Source organism: Anaerovibrio slackiae (assembly GCF_009695585.1).
GTDB lineage: Bacteria > Bacillota > Negativicutes > Selenomonadales > Selenomonadaceae > Anaerovibrio > Anaerovibrio slackiae.
The window spans coordinates 1-17,472 of record NZ_VUNR01000019.1; the positions used below are offsets into that span (position 1 = coordinate 1).

Consider the following 17,472-nt stretch of genomic DNA (forward strand, 5'->3'; position numbering starts at 1 on the left):
GGATATCTTTCGCCAGATGACTTCGAAAAACTTTACAATGCGAGCGTTGCTAGAGAATCACTATTGGTAAGCTGAAAATAATTAAAATTTCTCATTTTATGTTGTACTAAATCTTGACATAGGACCATACAATACCACCTAAAAATGCGACAAATCTGTAATATTTTTCCTTGTTTTTGCGATATGATGTACAGTGCAAGAAGTATACAAGGTTATTATACTCTATATGACAGAAAAAGGAAGGATATGTTATGACTATAAGCAACAGAAATAAAAAATATAAGCGCAGTGGCTCAATTTTAGCATCCGTTATGGTTGCTGCTATCGTTTGGATAATGATAGCCCAATCAATGTTTATCACGTTTAGTGGTCAATTCAAAATGATTTCATCCAGTAGAACAGCACTACAGGCACAGCAATATGCTGAAATAGCACTGGATAAATTGAAAAACATAAACTATGATGAATTAGATGCTTCTGGGGCGCATGGTCGCAAGAAAATTGAAGGTATATCTTCAGACGATTGGCAGGATGAAGTAACAATAGGAGCAGAGTCTACGATAGTCGGAAGTGATGATGCTAAACAGAGAATTGCAACTGTGAACGTGTACAAAGTTGGCGATACGCTGCCAAGATACACGGTAGAAGTACCATTATCTTCGCAAGGAAGTAATACATCAGAACAAGATCCGGATATATTCGATCCCAAAGGCGGATATTACAAATTTCCTAATGGTTTAATTATGCAGTGGGGAAATACTACTGCTTCACGCAGGGTAGATGGGAGTGAAAAAACATTATTTCCTATTCCTTTTCCACATTCAGTATTAAGTATGGCAATCATGGAGTACCGAGGTGGTGGAAGAATATCAGGTGATTTTTATTATGTTACATCATTCGATAGAAATGGTTTTTACAATGCTTTAGATAGTGGTGAATCAAGGTATTACATAGCATTAGGATACTAAACTATGAAACTATGTGCATATTATATAATACGGATTATATAATATACTGTGTATGATGATGGTTGCACTGTCGCAGAAGCACCATAAATTGGATTTGCTTTTGAAGCATCAAAGAATATGTTTGAAATTTCATCGCCATGCGCTCCTTGATCATGTCCTAGTTGATTATATGACGAACTTGAAGTATATAATGCACCAGATGTTGAATATACATTTTCCCACATTTTATGTGCTGAAATATGACCACTTATATTTGGAAGACCAGCTTTGATAAACTTGCCTGGCACATTACTTCCTTGTAGGAATCTATCGCGCAAATCAGGTGTACCGTTTGTGCCATCGCATAAAAACCATCCATGTGGTATTTTGTTTAGCTCACCGACATATGGCAGTATTGTCCCTATAGGGAGAGTATTATTTCCTTGCGAAGCACCTATAATATTCCATAGAAACCAATAACCATTATATGTTATCATATTTCATGTTACTATCAATGAAATATGAAAGGCGGTTTTGCAATGTTACTAAAAGACTACATCGTGTACTGGTATCAAACGTATAGGAGTCCGAAGCAGCAGCGTACTACGCAGATAGCTATGGAGAATTTAATCAAGAATCACATTGTTGCAAGTAAGTTAGGGGAGATGGAGCTGTCTGAGATCACAACAAGAGATATCCAGGAATTTTTGACCAATGAGTTTCTGCACGGTAAAAAGTTGAAGCTTAAAAATTTAGATTTGCGTGGTGAGCCGTTATCAGCGCATACTATTACTAAGCTCAGGCAACTGCTGATAGCTATGTTTAGGCAAGCAGTTAGGGAAGAATTTGTGATTAAGAATGTTGCAGAAAACACGGAACCTATATCCATTCCCTGGCATGATTCGCCCATATTTACCCCGGAAATACAGCGAAAGTTTTTGGCTGCCGTTTCCGGGCATCGTTTTTATGTTGCGTATATACTGTTATTTTACTTGGGGTGTCGCAGGGGAGAAGTCTTGGGCCTGGCCTGGGATGCTGTTGATTTCAGGCATAACACTATCAAGATACGGCAAACTCTCATCATGGAAAATGGCAGTGTTACGTTAAAGCAAACCACGAAGACGAAAAGTTCACTTAGAACCATACCAATCCCGATGGAAATAAAGGCCATGCTGGCAGAGTGGCGTAAACAACAAAGAGAAGAAAGCCGGCAACCAGGGTATAAAAATGAGTATAATTTGGTTTTTGCCAACAAGGATGGCTCCCCTCATAATCCGGCATATTTCAGCAGAAATTTTAAGGCGATGGTGAAGAAATTGGACTTCTGTTCCGATGCATTGCATGTTCATTCTGCCAGGCATAGCTGGGCAACCAATATGGTGCAGCTTGGTATTGGCATTACGGATATACAGGCTGTTGGCGGATGGTCACGGCCAGATACGTTGCTCAATATTTACGCACATACTGTTAAAGATAGCCAGCGCAAGGCCTTAAAAAAGCTATATAAAGAACTGACATAATCATCTGGAATCATTCAAGAGGTTTCAAAGGATTATGCTTTTTTATTTTGCGACAAATCAAGTTTTTAGAAATTTTCACATACTGTATTATATGTGGCGTAGCATAGTAGCGCAGAGTAAAAATGGCAATAACAAATTCAATCTCATAATGGCATGTTAAAGGAGAAAGAAAAAATGAAACGTGAATGTATAACAAGTGTGTTTATTGAATTTTCAGTAAGGCCTACACTAAAGGCTTTTTTTGACAGCATAGTGCAGGCATCTGATAGCGAGGGGCGCGTGGCAGAGCCATCCGACCATAATTTTTACAAATGCTATGAGATGCAGCCTAAACAAGCTGATGGCTGGATTATTTTGAAGAACATGGGTTATAGTGAGGAATTTCTTAACGAGGTAGAGGAAAAGCTGACAGATGGAACGTTGCATACCAACCTGACCAATGCTGCTTATCATGACAAGGTATTGCCTGGTATAGCTTTGGAGTTTTCGACAGTGGGAACTTCCGCAGATCCCTTTGTTAAGCTGGCTATGGCAGCACATAGGATATGGAATACTGAAGCACGGGTTGAGTCTGTCAGCTATGATGGCTATTATTACATGGCTGGCAATGATTTTGAGGCAATGTGGCAGCATTATGACGATCCTACGCCGGAGCAGTAATCTGAGCTAAAAACCATTGCCAAAGAATCGGTCAAGCCTGCCATGTATGATCCGCTCAGTGAAGAAAACAGGTTGCTGCAAACAGCGGCTATCATGAACTTGCACAGAATGTCCGAAGTGGACAAGATTTTTTATGACTGGCTGAATTTTCAGGAAGAAGATTTTATCCATCTCAGAGAATGTTTGAAGCCGGATTTTATGAAATATAAGCAGGATGATTCGCCGGAGTATTGCGGATATTTATATGCCAATGATGCACTAATCAAATTTTGTGCGGCATATAGCGGAGATGCTCAGGAGCCGTTATTCAGTGTGGATATTTTATTGCCGGAGGTTACAGGCTATTATGGTGAAAAGGATGAAGTTGATACTAATTACGATGCAGACAGCCTTATCACGCAGCTTGAAAAGTGTTTTTCTGCGAAGCAGCTTATTAATGGTGAAATCACATACGAGGAGTTTAAAGCAGGTGTAGAAAGAGCAATTACTGAGACTCATGCCGGTCTTCTGCAAAATAAGCATGACTTAAGCGTAGGAGATCGTCAGACACTGGATGCGCTGGATAGCGATTATCGCTTTTGGCAGAAAGAAGCTATTAAAGAGCACATGGATATAGTTATTGATCACTTGGCCTGGAAATCAGAACCAGATGTAATGCAAAATTTATATCCATCGGGAGAAGCCAGGCACAAGCAGTTACAGCTCCTGGATAAAAAATATCCAGGCACTCATATACCAGCCAGCTACATAGGGGAGCGTTTTGCGGTTATGGCTTCTACAAATATGCAGAGCAAATTATTGGGAAATACGTTATATTCATTTGATAATCCCCAAACAATACTGTCTGAGCAAAATCCTGATTGGAAATTCGATTTTGAGTGCGGGCTTGATGAGATGAAGAATATACAAAAATCTTATAAAGCTGGTGTTTTTAGAAATTTAGGTGTTCATGAAGATAAAAATAAAGGAACAACATCATATCTTACCGTATGTACTAATTATAAATGGCAATATCCACATAAATTTGAAGTATATCCTGCTAAAAGTATATTATTAGGGCCGGATTTGAGAAGTTTGGCTGATATAGAGACGGCATTTGGTAAAGATTATTTTTCGATAAAAGATATACATAACCATGATTATGAGATAGAGATATTTCACAACCGATATGCAGCTTATTATAATACATGTTCTACGCACTTTTCCACCAAGGATAGTCTGCCAGATGCCTATGAAGACCATGATGCAGCTGCCTCGCAAGTGGTACGGGACATGCTGGTTGAAGGGAAAAGCCTGGAATATTGCATGGATATGGTAATGAACTGTTCACCTATTGCCATATCAAGACAGGAACTGTGTGAAGATTATGCTTTGCGGATAGTGCAGAAGGGCAGGCAGATGGCTGAAGAAAAGTCTTTAGAAAATCACCACATGGCAAATCAGCGATAATTAAAACATATAATCTGTTCAATTTGGACAGAACGAATGAGTTGTCCAAATTGAACAGAACAAATTTTTGCAACTTTATACACATAAGGCCACTTTTTATTAGAGTGGTCTTTTTCATTGTCAAAAAATGCGACAAATCTGTAATATTTTTTGCTTTTTTTCCTATAAGATAGTTTTAGAGATTTTATAGGTTATAGGTGTTAAAGATTTGTATATCAAGATGGAAAGGATTTTGTGAATGTGAATGAATAGGCAAAATAAAAAAATAATGAAGGCACCTGGGGTTCTTATGACAAGCACAGTGATATATGCAGTCATGTGCATAGTGCTGTTTGCTGGAGGTGTTTCTATTGGCTATCAGTTTGTGGAGAATTACAAAAAAGATCTGTTGATACATCAATGTGATGTAATAGACAGGTCACTGGCAATGTATTCCAAGATGCACAAGGCTGTACGGACAGATTCTGTGCAGATTGATGATGAAAAAGGAATTACATACAGCCATACGCATATTTTCCCGGAATCATTGGAGCAGCTGGGAATAATTCAGGATGAGCAGGGGTATTTTTCCAAGGAAATAGATTTTTCTCAGTTTACTTACTCAGTGAAGAAAAATCCTAATGGCAGCATGACATATAAATTGGGGGTGACATTACCAGATGGTAAATTTTATACAAGTCCGCAAAGCAATAAATGATTTTACGCATGAGCATCCGAAGGTATGCAGCTTGCTGCTGTATTTGATTTTGCTGGTTGTTTGTTCTCCAGCATTTATATTTGGCGCATCAATAATAGACCCTGCTGTACCGTCTGCTGGTTTTCTGTGGTTATTGGCGATGCTGCTCTTTATAAATATGGTCACAGAAGATTTGCAAACGAAGCAGATAGATATTCGCAAAGCGGTCGTATTGATTATCTTATTGCTTAGTGTTTCGCAATATGGTTTTTTAGCATCTGTTGCCTTATTTGCATTTTATGTGCTATCGCTTCATTTTATCAACTTAGCATTGCTATTGGTCAATTTTCTTGCCTCGGATGTTAAGAATATAACAAATCATGTCAAGTCATTTTTTACTAAGGATGGGGGTGAAAATGACATAGATGAAACATTAGAGTTGCCATTTTTACCTATTATGGCGGTGTCAATGGCAATCTATAGCGGTGCGGTTTTATATTTTTATTCTGTTGGAGCTGCTGAGATATATGTGCCTCTTATGGAAATTCATCATACGATAGGTGATTTTTCAAGCAAAATATTAAACGTAAACTGGCGATGGGTATCAGTGGTTCAGTGTGTGATAGTGTTTATTCTCTTATGCTACGTATATCACAAAATGGTGGAGAATTTATTACAATCAGAGTTTTACAAAGGAACAAAGTTCCAGGAGCTACAGGGATTTATCGCTCCCTGGGATTTATTCCTGGTAGCGGCCTTTATGGTGGTTTTCAATATGTTTAACATGCAATTTATAATATGCATCGGTTTTTCATTAAGTGGATTTATTAAATTTGTCTACGAATCTTACCGGGAATTTAGGAAAGGGGATAAATTATGTCAATAAGTTTGTTTAATCAGCAAGAGAAGTTTAACACGGAGCAGCATAAAAATCCGGCTACCCCGGCAGAACGGGCAGAAGCTGTATGGGACAGGCGCATAGGCTCTGCCGTGGTTCAAGCGTATAACTGGCGCAGGATTTCCCTGGGGTTGATTGTTGTCTGCATCGTCCTGGCAGCAGGCCTGGTATGGCAGTCCATGAAAACAACTGTAATTCCTTACGTAGTCACTGTAAATGAGACTACAGGAGAGATTAAGAAGGCCGGAGCTTTTGTGGAGGCTGATTATACTCCGCAGGAAGCGGAAATCAAGTACTTCATCGCTGAGTTCGTGAAAAACGCACGTAGCATGGGATATGACCCGGTGGTATATGCCAAGCAGCAGGAAAAGGCTATGGCGTATATGACACAGGAGGCAGCTCAGAGGTATCAAAATAAGTACAGTGCACAGCAGCAAAAAGTGGGTAAGAGCCTGATAACAATCAAGAACATATCTGTTCAGAAGGTGCCAGAATCCCAGGCATCTTTCCTGGTACGTTGGATTGAGGAGGAAGTGGATGTATCAACTTCCTCGTACAAGGATGTACCGATGTCAGGCACTTTTAGTTACACTATGCTGCCGGTGAAAGAGGAAAACATCCTGAATAATCCGCTGGGCATTTATATTACCGGGTTTGATTTCATACAGGATATATCTTCAGTAAACAATAACGGCAATCAGGCAGTGAAAAATATCAATAACAAGAATTAAGGAGCAGAAGAACATGAGCAAATTTAACAAAATAACCATCATCAGGCGTTTCAGGAAAGTTACTATTTCAGCCTTGCTTATTGGCTGCAGTGTCGCATATACGCCAGCTTTTGCTGCGGATAGTGCTGATGATATTGACAGCATGATACAGAGCCAGCAGCAGATATTGGCGCAGCTTACGCAAAAGAAGTCAGAGAAGAACAGCAAGGAGATTTTGAATAAAATTGATTTTTTGGAGAAAAAAATCAATGCAGCAAATTCTTCTCAGGCTGTAGCAGACCTTTCTGCCCAGGTGATGGATTTGCGGGCAAAGTTGGAAGATACTATTGAGACTCAGGAGCGGATGATGTCACTCCTGGAAAAGCTGGAGCAGGAAAGAAAGGATGAAGCAGCTGCTCGCAAGGTAGTGGCAGCCCAGGCAAGGGATTTGGGGGATAATTATCGGGAATATGGCTCTCCGGCAACCCGTAATTATTTAGTCAATCCCGGAGGGCAGGGAAGTGATGTGAGCTATACCCAGGATGCCATAAATTCTCAGGGCAACTCCACTATGGTGTTCTCATATAGTCCGAACCAGATGTACAAAATATACTGCCGCAGGGGATTTATTACAGATTTGGCGTTTAAAAAAGGAGAAACAATTTCCTATGTCGGTGGCGGTGATACTGCTTCATGGAGCATCAGCAAGACCAATGTAGATGGTGTGGAGCATTTGCTGGTGAAGCCGGTGGTTGAAACAGGCACCACAAATTTCTTTATCGCTACAGATCGGCATACTTATCAGGTGATTGTCAACTCGTCTGACTGGTACAATCCCATGGTAAAGTGGGTTTATGGTGAGGAAGCTATTCAGGAGAATCTCTTGAATAAAGCAAAAGAAGAACGTGTTGTTACTGGCACTGTCAATGCAGCCAATCTTACAGAGATGGATTTTGATTACGAAATTTCCGGCAAGGGCAATAAGCCGGTGATGGTATTCAGCGATGGCGAGAAGACATATCTGAAATTTGACAAGATGAACAAAAAACAGGTGCCTATTTTCGTCCGCAGCAAAAACCGCAAGGAAATGTCTTTGGTTAATTACACCATAAAGGATAAGTACATGATCATAGAAAAGACCTTTGATATAGCTCAGATCAGGGAATCTGACAGTGACATTATCACCATAAAGCATAAGGATTGAGGAGAGCAATATGGATATTTCAAAGCATATTACAGCTATAAAGCAGCTGATTATCAGCCGTTTGCCGAAAAAGAGACAGGCGGCAGGCAGGGATAATTCAGATGATGATACATATGATGAGCAGGATGAGGAAGACAGGCAGCCTGGAAATATCAGCATGACAGATGGCGAAAAGGACAAAACCTTGGGGATAAACAAGCAATTTGTCAATATCGCCTTGGTAGCTTCTGGCCTGATTATTTTGGTGGCATTTGCTTATAACATCATGGACAGCGGTGACGGCAGCAGCCAGCAGGATAACAGCCAGGTGCAAAGAAATGAACAGGCAGCTGATCTGGACATGGCCAAAAAGCAGATTAAGGAAACCAATTATAAAGATGTTCAAGCGCAGATGCAGGCGGCTAATCAGCAGAAAACCGGCAATACAGGTGCCAATGGCAGCAGGGCTGCTGGTAATGTGCAAAATATGCAGCCAGCAGGCACACAGCAGCAAGTTCCGGCTATCCGGGCAGCCCAGCAGCCTTATTCAGCACCGTATATGCTGCCGTCCGCTCTGGCACAGATTGATGCCAATGCCAGTCGAAATGCCCCTAATCAGGGCGGAAAGCAGGAGCCTGCTGAAGCACAAAGCAAGGAAGCCAAGGAGCTGGTTGATAAATTCCGCTCTGCTATTGACTTCGCTATTGGTGGTGGTGGAGGAAGCGTGGCTGATGTGGCAAATTCCGGGGGAAATACCGCTTCAGCTCATATGGCTTCTTATGCGGCAGGTTATTCCGGTCCTGATGGCATGATGTTGCAGGCAGGAACCATTATTCCCATGATGCTCTATACAGGCATCAATACTGATAATCCGGGGCAGGTTATTGCCCAGGTGCAAAGCGATGTATACGATACTGCAACAGGTTCCACATTGCTTATACCGATGGGAACCAAAGCCATTGGTTCATATCAGGCAGGAGCAGGTACGTCCGACCGTGTAGCGATTACTTTTTCCACCTTGGTTTTTCCTAATGGTGGTTCATATTCTATTGGTGACAGCATGGTAGCAGTGGATGATCAGGGATATAACGGAATTCGTGGCAATATGAACAAGCACATGGATGCAACTATCGGCAGAACATTGATGAATGGTGTACTCAGTGCTGGATTTACAGCTTTGAGCACCATTGGAGCGAACAAGGCAAATATTGATACCAGCGGATTACAGTCACTGCTGCAGAGCAGTACCAATATCCAGCCTACGGTGACTGTGGAGCCTGGATATGAGTTCAACATTTTTGTTACCAGGCCTATTTCATTCTCATTTTAAAAGGTGATGTTATGGAAAATTCAAATAGCAAAAAGCATATCTGGCTGATTTATCTGTGTATTATGGTATTTGCTGTCCTGCTGGGTAATTGGCTGAAAACCAGCCTGATTGCGGCAGATGCCGGGTATCTGGAATATCTGGAGCAGAGCAGTGTCCAGCTGGGAGTTTTTTCTATACCTAATGGGTTTTCGCTAGGCTCGCTGCATATCTATCAGCCCTTTGCCTGGAAGACCTGGGTGGCTGATCCCATAATACAGGAAAATATGCCGGATATAGTAAACAGCTATGGTATCTGTCCGCTGGCTGCAATTTTGCTAGGAGCCGGGATGTGCTACCTGCTCAGCAAGAAAAATCAAACGCTGGATTCTCATGGTACTGCCGAATTTGCTAGTGCTAAAGATATTGAGAAGCTTGGTCTTACAGCAAAGGATAATGGCGTAGTCTGTGGCAGAAATCCGTATACGGATAAGATTATGCTGCATGATGGTCCTGAGCATATCTTTTTGGCAGCCCCTACGCGTTCCGGCAAGGGCGTGGGCATTATCATACCGACAGGTATCATCTGGAAACATTCCATCTTTTTCTTTGATCCAAAGGGGGAATTATGGGCCTCTACAGCTGGCTTCCGGCAGAAAATTCTCAAGCAGAAGGTATTGAAATTTGAGCCGTTGTGCAGTGATGGTTCCGCAGCCAAGTGGAATCCTTATGCGGAAATTAATTTTCAGAGTTATGAGGAATATTCGGATGTCACAACCATCAATGAAACGATGGTGAAGACAGGGGAGCAGACCAATTCAGATCCATTTTGGAATGATTCTGCCATCAATGTGCTGAATGGTGTTGTGATGCACTTAATGTACAAGAATTGCCAGGAGAACAGGGAGCTGCCCTGTCCGACAGATGTATTCAGTTTCCTGTCTTCTCCAAACCTGAATACGGATCAGCTTTTCTCTATAATGAAGGTTTATCCGCATATTTCCCCGGAAGAATTCATGGAGCTGGAATACGAGGAAGAAGTGGGAGATGGAGCAGAAAAGAGAAAGCTAAAGAAGCAGTACCATAATCCCTTAAAGGAAGTGTACGGCACTTATTATACGGATTTTGCCCCCATTGTAGATTATCTCAAGTCACTAAAGGCAAATCCGCTGACAGATGAGGAGTACAGCTCCATCATGGACATGGAAGGGAAAAATCCTACTGAGGAATTGCAGGCAGCCTTTGAAAATCTGCGCAAGGCGATTGTGGTCAGAAAAGATCTGGTCAGCTGGAAATCTCCCATGAGTAAAATCCGCAGCTGCAAAGATATCAAGGAGATAGAGGCGGTTATCAATACCCACAAATCGCCCCTGTATAAACTTTTGGTACATGCCAAGGTGGCAGAGTCGGCAGCCAATATTTTGGAAGGTGCCAAGGAAACACGTCAGTCAATTCTGAGCTCTGCCAAAACGCCATTGGCACTATACCAGGACCCGCTCATCCGCAAGAATACGGCAGTGTCAGATTTTTGTTTCCGGGACCTGATGAATCCGGAGCAGGCAATATCCTTGTATATGGTGCTGCAGCCAAATGATATAGAGAAGCTTCGGCCGCTTACCAGATTATTTGTCAATACTATGATAGCCAAAACGGTCAGGGATATGAAATTTGACAATCCTGATGCCAAGAAGCAGAGGCTGTTGCTGATGCTGGATGAGTTTCCGCAGCTAAAGAAGATGGAAACCATCGGAAATACGCTGGCAATTTGTGCCGGTTATGGTGTAAAAATCTGCATTGTTGTCCAGAATATCACACAGCTCAACGAGATTTACACCAAGGACGGCTCCAACAAGATTTTATCAAACAGCCAGGTACAGATTTATATGACACCATCGGAATATGATACAGCCAAGGTTTTATCTGATACCATCGGTGACAAGACCATTACAGCGCAAAGCACATCAAGCAATGGTTTATTTAAAGGCGGATCCACATCTACATCGGAGCAGGGCAGAAAACTGCTTAACCCGGATGAGATAATGCGTATGGACAAGGACAAAAATCAGCTGGTGCTTGTCCAGGGCGGTAAGCCGATTATGGCTAAAAAAATCAGGTGGTATAAGGAACCGTACTTTAAAAAGCGTGTCTTTGCTATTTCAGCTCCTATTTTTTCTGATACCTGTACAGCTATCAGGGACTATGAGCAGCTTTTTGCCATTCATGCAGCTGAGGTAGCAGATATAAAAGAACGGCAGGAAAAGGTAAATCAGGCACGTATGGATAGTGAAACGGCAGAAAGTGGTGCAAATGCCACTAATAATGCCGCTAATACTGATGAACATCCTGCCGAAATAGCAGATACAGAGGCTGGTGATGCCCCAAAATCAGTTGTTGACAATCATAGTGCAGGTAATCAAACCGAGAAGGGAACCGATAAGGCAGTGGAAAATCAAGCTGCTGAGTCGCTGGAAGCAGTGACGGAAGATTCAGGAAAGGAAGATGAGCAAATTGAACACGCAGAGAACACTGCCGAAGGCGACATTCAGCAGCAATCAGAGGACGTTAAGCCAGAAAAAGAAAAAGACCATACAGCAGAACCAGGAGACATTGACAAAAGGCAATCTCAGCAATCTGATATACCACGGTCATGGCCAGCAGGTGAGGAAGAAGTGATTAGGTATGATGATGAACCTGTCAATAACGATCCTGAGTTTAGGTTCTGCCTGGGTAATTTGAACAATATAAAGCAGGAAGGAAGTGGAGAGCATGGAACATCAGCTTAATGAAGCAGAAATCAGAACTCGTAAGACACTGATTAATGCAATGGGCTCATTTATTCTTGAATACCTGGCTGACACCAAGGTTTTGGAGCTGGCGGTCAATACGGATCAGCGGCTTTGGATTGATACCTTCGATAGGGGATGGGTTGATACCGGGCATAAAGTTTTGCCGTCTATCGCCAAGCAGATTATTTACGGTGTGGCAGCGATGGCAGATACAGTCATTGATGTGGAAAACAAGCCGTATCTGGAAGCTGAAATGAAGCCCTGGGAGCCGTACTGGCCCAAATGCCGCTTTCAGGCGGAGCTTCCTGATATTGTGGATGTGCCCATATTCAATATCAGGAAACATGCCAGGACAGTATTCACCCTGGATGATTATGTACGGCAGGGGACTATGACAGAGCGGCAGCGGGAGGTTATTTTGCAGGGCATACAGAACCATGAAAACATCATTGCTGCTGGTGGTACAAGTTCCGGCAAAACAACCCTATTGAATGCCATATTGGATAAGGTCTCTGATACCGGGGATAGGCTAGTTATCATCGAAGATACGCCTGAGCTGCAGTGCAATGCGCCGAATCATGTGAGGCTGAAAACTCAGAAGCCGTATATTGACATGAACGAGCTTTTGAGAATGTCCCTGCGCTTATCGCCACGGAGAATTGTGGTGGGAGAAGTCAGGGGCAAGGAAGCCTTGACACTGCTAAAGGCGTGGAATACAGGCCATGATGGAGGCTGTGCAACGTTGCACAGTGATTCTGCCCTGGAATCGCTGTATCGTTTGGAGCAGATGATTTCAGAGATTTCTGTATCTCCCCAGCAGCGTACAATCGGGCAGGCCGTAGGCATGGTAATCTATATCAAAAAGGATGGTGTAAAAAGGAAAGTTTCGGAAATAATCCGGGTAAAGAAATATAATCCTCAATCTCAGGAATATGAGATTGAGCAGGTTGTGTAAATTTGCGACAAATTAGCATTTTAGAAAAGCTTGACAGGCGTACAATATTATCAGATTAGCAAAAGGAGGCTAAATATCATGAGTATATCAAAAAAGATTTTCAAGAAAGTTCAGGGTGGCAGGCAGCTGCGGGAGGTGTTGAGCAAAAAGGCTGGTGAAATTTTTCATAAGCATCGTGTGGAAGTCGTTTATGCCGGAGTATTAATTGGAGCATTATGTGTGTTTACGGATACAGGATTTGCCCAAAACGCTTCGTCTGACACGAATGGTTTCATGAAGGCTATAGGAGCTCCGATAACCCAGTTGGCATTTTTTGCTACCAAAGGTGTAGGCGGCTTGATGGCAGCAGTTGGTGTTGGCAAGGCTGCATATGAGAAATTCACCTCACAAAGCCAGCAGGGGCTTGGTACATCTATAGGCCTTGTAGGTGGCGGTGCTGCTCTGGCAAATGCTGATTCGCTGGTAGGTGTAACAGGGCTCTCCGTTTCCCTGGATGCATCCGGCCTGGTATTTTTCTAATGGTGGTAGTGCGATATGGAGGACGGACAGAGATTCACAATGGCAAAATTGCCACTGTTCCAGGCACTGACTGAGCATCCGCTGTTTGCCAAGGTGCCGCAGTCAGTGCTGGTAGTCCTGGGTGTGATAACGGCAGCCTTTTTAGTGATATTCAAATTCTTTTACATACTTGTTATCACAGGGGTATTGTATTTTGTTGCTGCAATTTTATCAGCCGGGGATGCACAGTTTTTTGACTGTTATCAAAAGTACATCAAAAAACATGATTATTATTCAACCTGAGCAAGCAGGGAAATTGGCTAGGCGAGATTCTGCTGGAGTGATGATGCAAGTCTCGCCTTTTTCATAAGAAAGGTGATTTTTTTGAAAGATGCAAGCTGGAAGGAATACATAGAAGACGAGGAAAATGTCAGCTACTGGCTCAAATGGAGCGGATTATTGCATTCACAAATCATGCAGAATAAAGACTATAGTATGTTTTCCGTGATTGCCTATAAGCCGTATAAGTCGGATATAGGCGATATGCTGCAGCAGATGCAGGAGCTTTGCAATGGCTGGGCGTACTGGATTGAAGACCAGCACATAAATGGAAGCACGAAATGCTTCCTGGTGATTTATTGGAATCCATTTTATACCAATGGTGACACGATTAAAAATTATGTGACAGGGAAAATCATGGTAGAAAATGCCAGGGAAAAGTTTCTGGAAGTGGTGGTGGGCATATTTAACATATTATACAAAGTTACGCCATGTCACATCCTGGAGTATCAAGGCTTGATTAGCTTTTTGGAGTCGTCAATTTCCGTGAAGGAGCCAAGCATTGAAATGCCGGATGTTCCCTTGTATATGGATGCCTTGCTTACACAGGATGCAGATATATTTTTTGGCAATAATTCTGTCTTTATAGGCAGCAACAATCTCCTGATTGTTACAATGCCGCCGCCATCCAATATTTGTGATGAGAGGACAGTAATGGATTTCCTCAATGCCAAGGAGCTGAATTATCGCCATGTGCAAAGGCTGCTGATTATTGATAAAAAGCACATTGAAAGAGAAAAAAATATCTATACCCGCCTGTGGTGCATGGGCCGTCCTTCAGTGAAAAGTATCATAACAGCCAATATACTTGGCAGACTAAACGGCTATTATCTGAATGCCTGGATTATATCTGTGCCGGAAAGCAAAACTGATGAAGCAAGACAGCAGTTGCAGGAGTTTTTAGCCAGGGAGGAAGCTTCGTATATCATGGAAGCGTATAACAGCAAAAATATCTGGTGGGCAAGCCTGCCGGGCATGGCAGAGCCTTATGCCCATCCGCCAGCAGTTGGGTTTGCCAGCATCGATGAGCTTTTGCTGCACTCAGGAGATGAAGAAAATGTATAAGATGAACTTATTTTCCAATACATACAAGAAAAAACACTTTTTGCGTGATGCAATGGTGTGGGGGACTTTGCATACAGGCAGATTGCCGGGAAGCAATGAAAAGGTAGCTATCGTACTGAACAAGGATGGTTCCTTTCAGCTGACTATGGCATATCATGGGCCGGATCTGGATTCGTCTATAGAGGCGGAGCTTTCGATGATAACAGTGCAGCTCAGCAAGGAATTTTGTTCGCTGCCTACAGATTATGTACTGTACTTTGAATCTCAGCGTGTGCCGTCGTTAGCATATCCCACAGAGCAGTACTTCCCTGATATGGTTACTAAGGCGATGGACAAGGAACGGGAGGTGCTGTTTTCTGATGGCGGTCACTATGAATCAAAATTTTATGTGACAATTTATTATCGCCCACCATTGGACAGTGCCGAGAAAATGAAGGAAATATTCATTGAGGGGCGCAAGAAAAAGGTGGTTCATGCGGAGGATACGTTAGACAGGTTCCTGGAGCAGGTCAATAAGTTCTACATGGTAATAACAGGGCTGAGAATACCGATACGGCCCCTGACTGCTGATGAGACAGTTACCTATCTGCACTCTACCATATCGGATAATCCGCGTCCCATAAAAGTACCAGGGAAGCCGCTTCTGCTGGACAGCTATCTCTATGATACGCCCCTATACGGTGGCCTGGAGCCGAAGCTGAACAAGCAGCATTTGCGGATTGTCGTGCCGGTTAAATATCCTCATGCAACGGCCTTCGGACTGCTGGATGCCCTGAATAATTTGGATTTTCCATATCGCTGGTCCACTCGCTGCTTCTGCATGACCAAGAACGATACCTTGAGCACGTTGGAAACCATGCGCAAGGCGTGGTATGCCAAGCTGCAGAGCTTTTGGAGCTATTTCATCCACCGGGATGATCCAAACCTGGAAAGATACAATGATGAGCACGTGGAGGGACTGATTCACGAAATTAAAGAAGCAAGGCTGGCAGTAGAGGCCGATTCTTTTGGGTTTGTGTATTATACTACGGCGATTATTGTAGCATCAGATGATCCGGAGGAAGCGGATCAGAGAGCCAGGACTATCAAGCAGCTCATGCTGGATAGTGGCTTCAAAAAAGTCAGTGTGGAAACCCTGAATGCCGTGGAAGCCTGGATGGGTTCCTTGCCGGGGCTGGTGGGGAGAAATATCCGCAGGGAAATCATCAGTACCGGCAACCTGGTCCATCTTATGCCCATCTCTGCTATATGGGCTGGTAATGGCTATAACAGGCATCTTGAGGGGCCACCGCTTTTATACACGGAGACCAATGGCAACACGCCTTTCAGGCTTAATCTCCATGTAGGCCAGATAGGGCATACCATGCTGGTGGGAGATACTGGTGCCGGTAAATCTGTGCATTTATGCTGCATAGAAGCGGCATTCCGGCGGTATAAAAATGCCAGGGTTATTATTTTTGATAACGGCAAGTCCAGCAAGGTGCTTACTTATGGGGTTGGAGGCAGGTTTTACGATTTGGCGGATGAAAGGAATGGCCTGTCCTTTCAGCCCCTTGCCCAGGTTGATAACCCTGACGAGAGGCAGTGGGCTATGGAGTGGCTGTGTGATTTTCTGCAGGATGAAGGCATAGAGGTTATGCCGCATATCAAGAGCCTGATTAGGGAGGCTCTTTCAACCCTGTCCAGCCTGCCCAAAGAGCATAGGACCATATCTACCTTTAAGGATTATATACAGAATGAGCATCTGAAGCAGGCTATTGCGCCTATGACGATGGGGAATGAATATGGCAGCATTTTTGATTCCAATATTGATACCCTTGAGCTGAGCAGCTGGCAGAGTTTTGAAATGGGCAAGATTATCAACAAGCAGAATATCATCGGGCCTGTGCTGATGTATATTTTCCATCGCATCGAGAATATGCTGAAGGGGTATGATGGTCATGATGTGACACAGGATGGCCCTACACTGATAGTTTTGGACGAGTGCTGGATGTTCTTCAAAAATCCACTTTTTGCGCTAAAGATAGAGGACTGGCTACGTACACTTAGAAAATTCAATGCTTCGGTTATTTTCGCAACCCAGTCCCTGGATGATGTGGTGAAGTCACCGCTTTTTGATATTATTCTTGGTTCCTGCAAAACACATATCTTCCTGCCGGATGAGATGGCAATGGAGCCGAAAAGAAAGGCTGTTTATTCACAGTTCAAGCTTAATGAGCGGCAGATGGAAATTCTCTCTGTTGCGAAAAAGCAAAAGCATTATTACTACACTTCGCCCGAAGGTTCCAGGCTCTACGATTTGGGGCTGGAAAGCTGCCCTTTAAGCCTTGCCTATGTAGCCGTGGGCAAGAAAGACCTGGCATTGTGCGAGAAGATTATAGAGAATTATGGCTTGGAAAAGTTTAACCAATTCTGGTTAAAGGAACATGGATTGGACATACCAGGTACATTTGCAGCAAAAGAGGAGGCTGTCTGATGTT

16 protein-coding genes are annotated in these 17,472 nt (G+C 43.0%); 15 read left to right on the forward strand and 1 reads right to left on the reverse strand.

Translation table 11 applies throughout. The features are described 5' to 3' along the window. Nucleotides 1-251: 251 nt before the first annotated feature. Complete coding sequence (locus FYJ84_RS09690; RefSeq protein WP_154407411.1) at nucleotides 252-968, forward strand: gp53-like domain-containing protein; 717 nt, start codon at nucleotides 252-254, stop codon at nucleotides 966-968. 20 nt (nucleotides 969-988) lie between these two features. Here FYJ84_RS09690 and FYJ84_RS09695 read toward each other — a convergent pair whose 3' ends face one another. After that, the gene (locus tag FYJ84_RS09695) at nucleotides 989-1,444 is read right to left on the reverse strand and encodes a hypothetical protein (protein WP_154407412.1); all 456 of its coding nucleotides are present in this window, start codon (nucleotides 1,442-1,444) and stop codon (nucleotides 989-991) included. A gap of 42 nt (nucleotides 1,445-1,486) precedes the next feature. Here FYJ84_RS09695 and FYJ84_RS09700 point away from each other — a divergent pair, with 42 nt between their 5' ends. The 14 genes from FYJ84_RS09700 to FYJ84_RS09765 all read left to right on the forward strand — a co-directional run bounded on the left by FYJ84_RS09700 (nucleotide 1,487) and on the right by FYJ84_RS09765 (nucleotide 17,468). Continuing rightward, nucleotides 1,487-2,467, forward strand: a complete 981-nt coding sequence (locus FYJ84_RS09700; protein ID WP_205764189.1) for a tyrosine-type recombinase/integrase — start codon at nucleotides 1,487-1,489, stop codon at nucleotides 2,465-2,467. A gap of 174 nt (nucleotides 2,468-2,641) precedes the next feature. Beyond that, nucleotides 2,642-3,127: a hypothetical protein gene (locus FYJ84_RS09705; RefSeq protein WP_154407414.1), complete on the forward strand. Its 486-nt coding sequence runs from the start codon at nucleotides 2,642-2,644 to the stop codon at nucleotides 3,125-3,127. Nucleotides 3,128-3,244: 117 nt separating this feature from the next. Next, nucleotides 3,245-4,576: a hypothetical protein gene (locus tag FYJ84_RS09710; RefSeq protein ID WP_154407415.1), complete on the forward strand. Its 1,332-nt coding sequence runs from the start codon at nucleotides 3,245-3,247 to the stop codon at nucleotides 4,574-4,576. Between the two features lie 244 nt (nucleotides 4,577-4,820). Further along, the gene (locus tag FYJ84_RS09715) at nucleotides 4,821-5,273 is read left to right on the forward strand and encodes a hypothetical protein (RefSeq protein WP_154407416.1); all 453 of its coding nucleotides are present in this window, start codon (nucleotides 4,821-4,823) and stop codon (nucleotides 5,271-5,273) included. Then, on the forward strand, nucleotides 5,236-6,138 hold the full coding sequence (locus tag FYJ84_RS09720; RefSeq protein WP_154407417.1) for a hypothetical protein: 903 nt from the start codon (nucleotides 5,236-5,238) through the stop codon (nucleotides 6,136-6,138). The genes FYJ84_RS09715 and FYJ84_RS09720 overlap by 38 nt, the downstream gene beginning before the upstream one ends. After that, nucleotides 6,129-6,881, forward strand: a complete 753-nt coding sequence (trbF, locus tag FYJ84_RS09725) for a conjugal transfer protein TrbF (RefSeq protein WP_154407418.1) — start codon at nucleotides 6,129-6,131, stop codon at nucleotides 6,879-6,881. The genes FYJ84_RS09720 and trbF overlap by 10 nt, the downstream gene beginning before the upstream one ends. Before the next feature lie 13 nt (nucleotides 6,882-6,894). After that, nucleotides 6,895-8,064 (forward strand): type IV secretion system apparatus protein CagX, encoded by a 1,170-nt coding sequence (locus FYJ84_RS09730; RefSeq protein WP_154407419.1) that lies wholly within the window; start codon nucleotides 6,895-6,897, stop codon nucleotides 8,062-8,064. A gap of 10 nt (nucleotides 8,065-8,074) precedes the next feature. Next, nucleotides 8,075-9,373: a TrbI/VirB10 family protein gene (locus tag FYJ84_RS09735; RefSeq protein WP_154407420.1), complete on the forward strand. Its 1,299-nt coding sequence runs from the start codon at nucleotides 8,075-8,077 to the stop codon at nucleotides 9,371-9,373. A gap of 11 nt (nucleotides 9,374-9,384) precedes the next feature. Next, on the forward strand, nucleotides 9,385-12,132 hold the full coding sequence (locus FYJ84_RS09740) for a type IV secretory system conjugative DNA transfer family protein (protein ID WP_154407421.1): 2,748 nt from the start codon (nucleotides 9,385-9,387) through the stop codon (nucleotides 12,130-12,132). Further along, a complete protein-coding gene (gene trbB, locus FYJ84_RS09745; protein ID WP_154407422.1) occupies nucleotides 12,116-13,090 on the forward strand; it encodes a P-type conjugative transfer ATPase TrbB in 975 nt (324 codons plus the stop codon). Before FYJ84_RS09740 ends, trbB begins: the two co-directional genes overlap by 17 nt. 78 nt (nucleotides 13,091-13,168) lie before the next feature. Next, entirely contained in the window at nucleotides 13,169-13,609 is a 441-nt protein-coding gene (locus FYJ84_RS09750; protein ID WP_154407423.1) for a hypothetical protein, read from the forward strand. Nucleotides 13,610-13,624: 15 nt separating this feature from the next. After that, nucleotides 13,625-13,891, forward strand: a complete 267-nt coding sequence (locus FYJ84_RS09755; protein WP_154407424.1) for a VirB3 family type IV secretion system protein — start codon at nucleotides 13,625-13,627, stop codon at nucleotides 13,889-13,891. Nucleotides 13,892-13,972: 81 nt separating this feature from the next. Beyond that, nucleotides 13,973-14,992: a hypothetical protein gene (locus FYJ84_RS09760; RefSeq protein ID WP_154407425.1), complete on the forward strand. Its 1,020-nt coding sequence runs from the start codon at nucleotides 13,973-13,975 to the stop codon at nucleotides 14,990-14,992. Next, complete coding sequence (locus tag FYJ84_RS09765) at nucleotides 14,985-17,468, forward strand: TraG/VirB4 family ATPase (protein WP_154407426.1); 2,484 nt, start codon at nucleotides 14,985-14,987, stop codon at nucleotides 17,466-17,468. The genes FYJ84_RS09760 and FYJ84_RS09765 overlap by 8 nt, the downstream gene beginning before the upstream one ends. Nucleotides 17,469-17,472 lie beyond the last annotated feature (4 nt).

What these genes read in the sequence shown, in the direction of transcription:
- FYJ84_RS09740 (WP_154407421.1), top strand. Translation starts at nt 9,385, where the DNA reads ATGGAAAATTCAAATAGCAAAAAGCATATCTGGCTGATTTATCTGTGT.
- FYJ84_RS09690 (WP_154407411.1), top strand. Translation starts at nt 252, where the DNA reads ATGACTATAAGCAACAGAAATAAAAAATATAAGCGCAGTGGCTCAATT.
- FYJ84_RS09755 (WP_154407424.1), top strand. Translation starts at nt 13,625, where the DNA reads ATGGAGGACGGACAGAGATTCACAATGGCAAAATTGCCACTGTTCCAG.
- FYJ84_RS09715 (WP_154407416.1), top strand. Translation starts at nt 4,821, where the DNA reads ATGAATAGGCAAAATAAAAAAATAATGAAGGCACCTGGGGTTCTTATG.
- trbB (WP_154407422.1), top strand. Translation starts at nt 12,116, where the DNA reads ATGGAACATCAGCTTAATGAAGCAGAAATCAGAACTCGTAAGACACTG.
- FYJ84_RS09705 (WP_154407414.1), top strand. Translation starts at nt 2,642, where the DNA reads ATGAAACGTGAATGTATAACAAGTGTGTTTATTGAATTTTCAGTAAGG.
- trbF (WP_154407418.1), top strand. Translation starts at nt 6,129, where the DNA reads ATGTCAATAAGTTTGTTTAATCAGCAAGAGAAGTTTAACACGGAGCAG.
- FYJ84_RS09730 (WP_154407419.1), top strand. Translation starts at nt 6,895, where the DNA reads ATGAGCAAATTTAACAAAATAACCATCATCAGGCGTTTCAGGAAAGTT.
- FYJ84_RS09765 (WP_154407426.1), top strand. Translation starts at nt 14,985, where the DNA reads ATGTATAAGATGAACTTATTTTCCAATACATACAAGAAAAAACACTTT.
- FYJ84_RS09735 (WP_154407420.1), top strand. Translation starts at nt 8,075, where the DNA reads ATGGATATTTCAAAGCATATTACAGCTATAAAGCAGCTGATTATCAGC.
- FYJ84_RS09695 (WP_154407412.1), bottom strand. Translation starts at nt 1,444, where the DNA reads ATGATAACATATAATGGTTATTGGTTTCTATGGAATATTATAGGTGCT.
- FYJ84_RS09720 (WP_154407417.1), top strand. Translation starts at nt 5,236, where the DNA reads ATGGTAAATTTTATACAAGTCCGCAAAGCAATAAATGATTTTACGCAT.
- FYJ84_RS09750 (WP_154407423.1), top strand. Translation starts at nt 13,169, where the DNA reads ATGAGTATATCAAAAAAGATTTTCAAGAAAGTTCAGGGTGGCAGGCAG.
- FYJ84_RS09700 (WP_205764189.1), top strand. Translation starts at nt 1,487, where the DNA reads ATGTTACTAAAAGACTACATCGTGTACTGGTATCAAACGTATAGGAGT.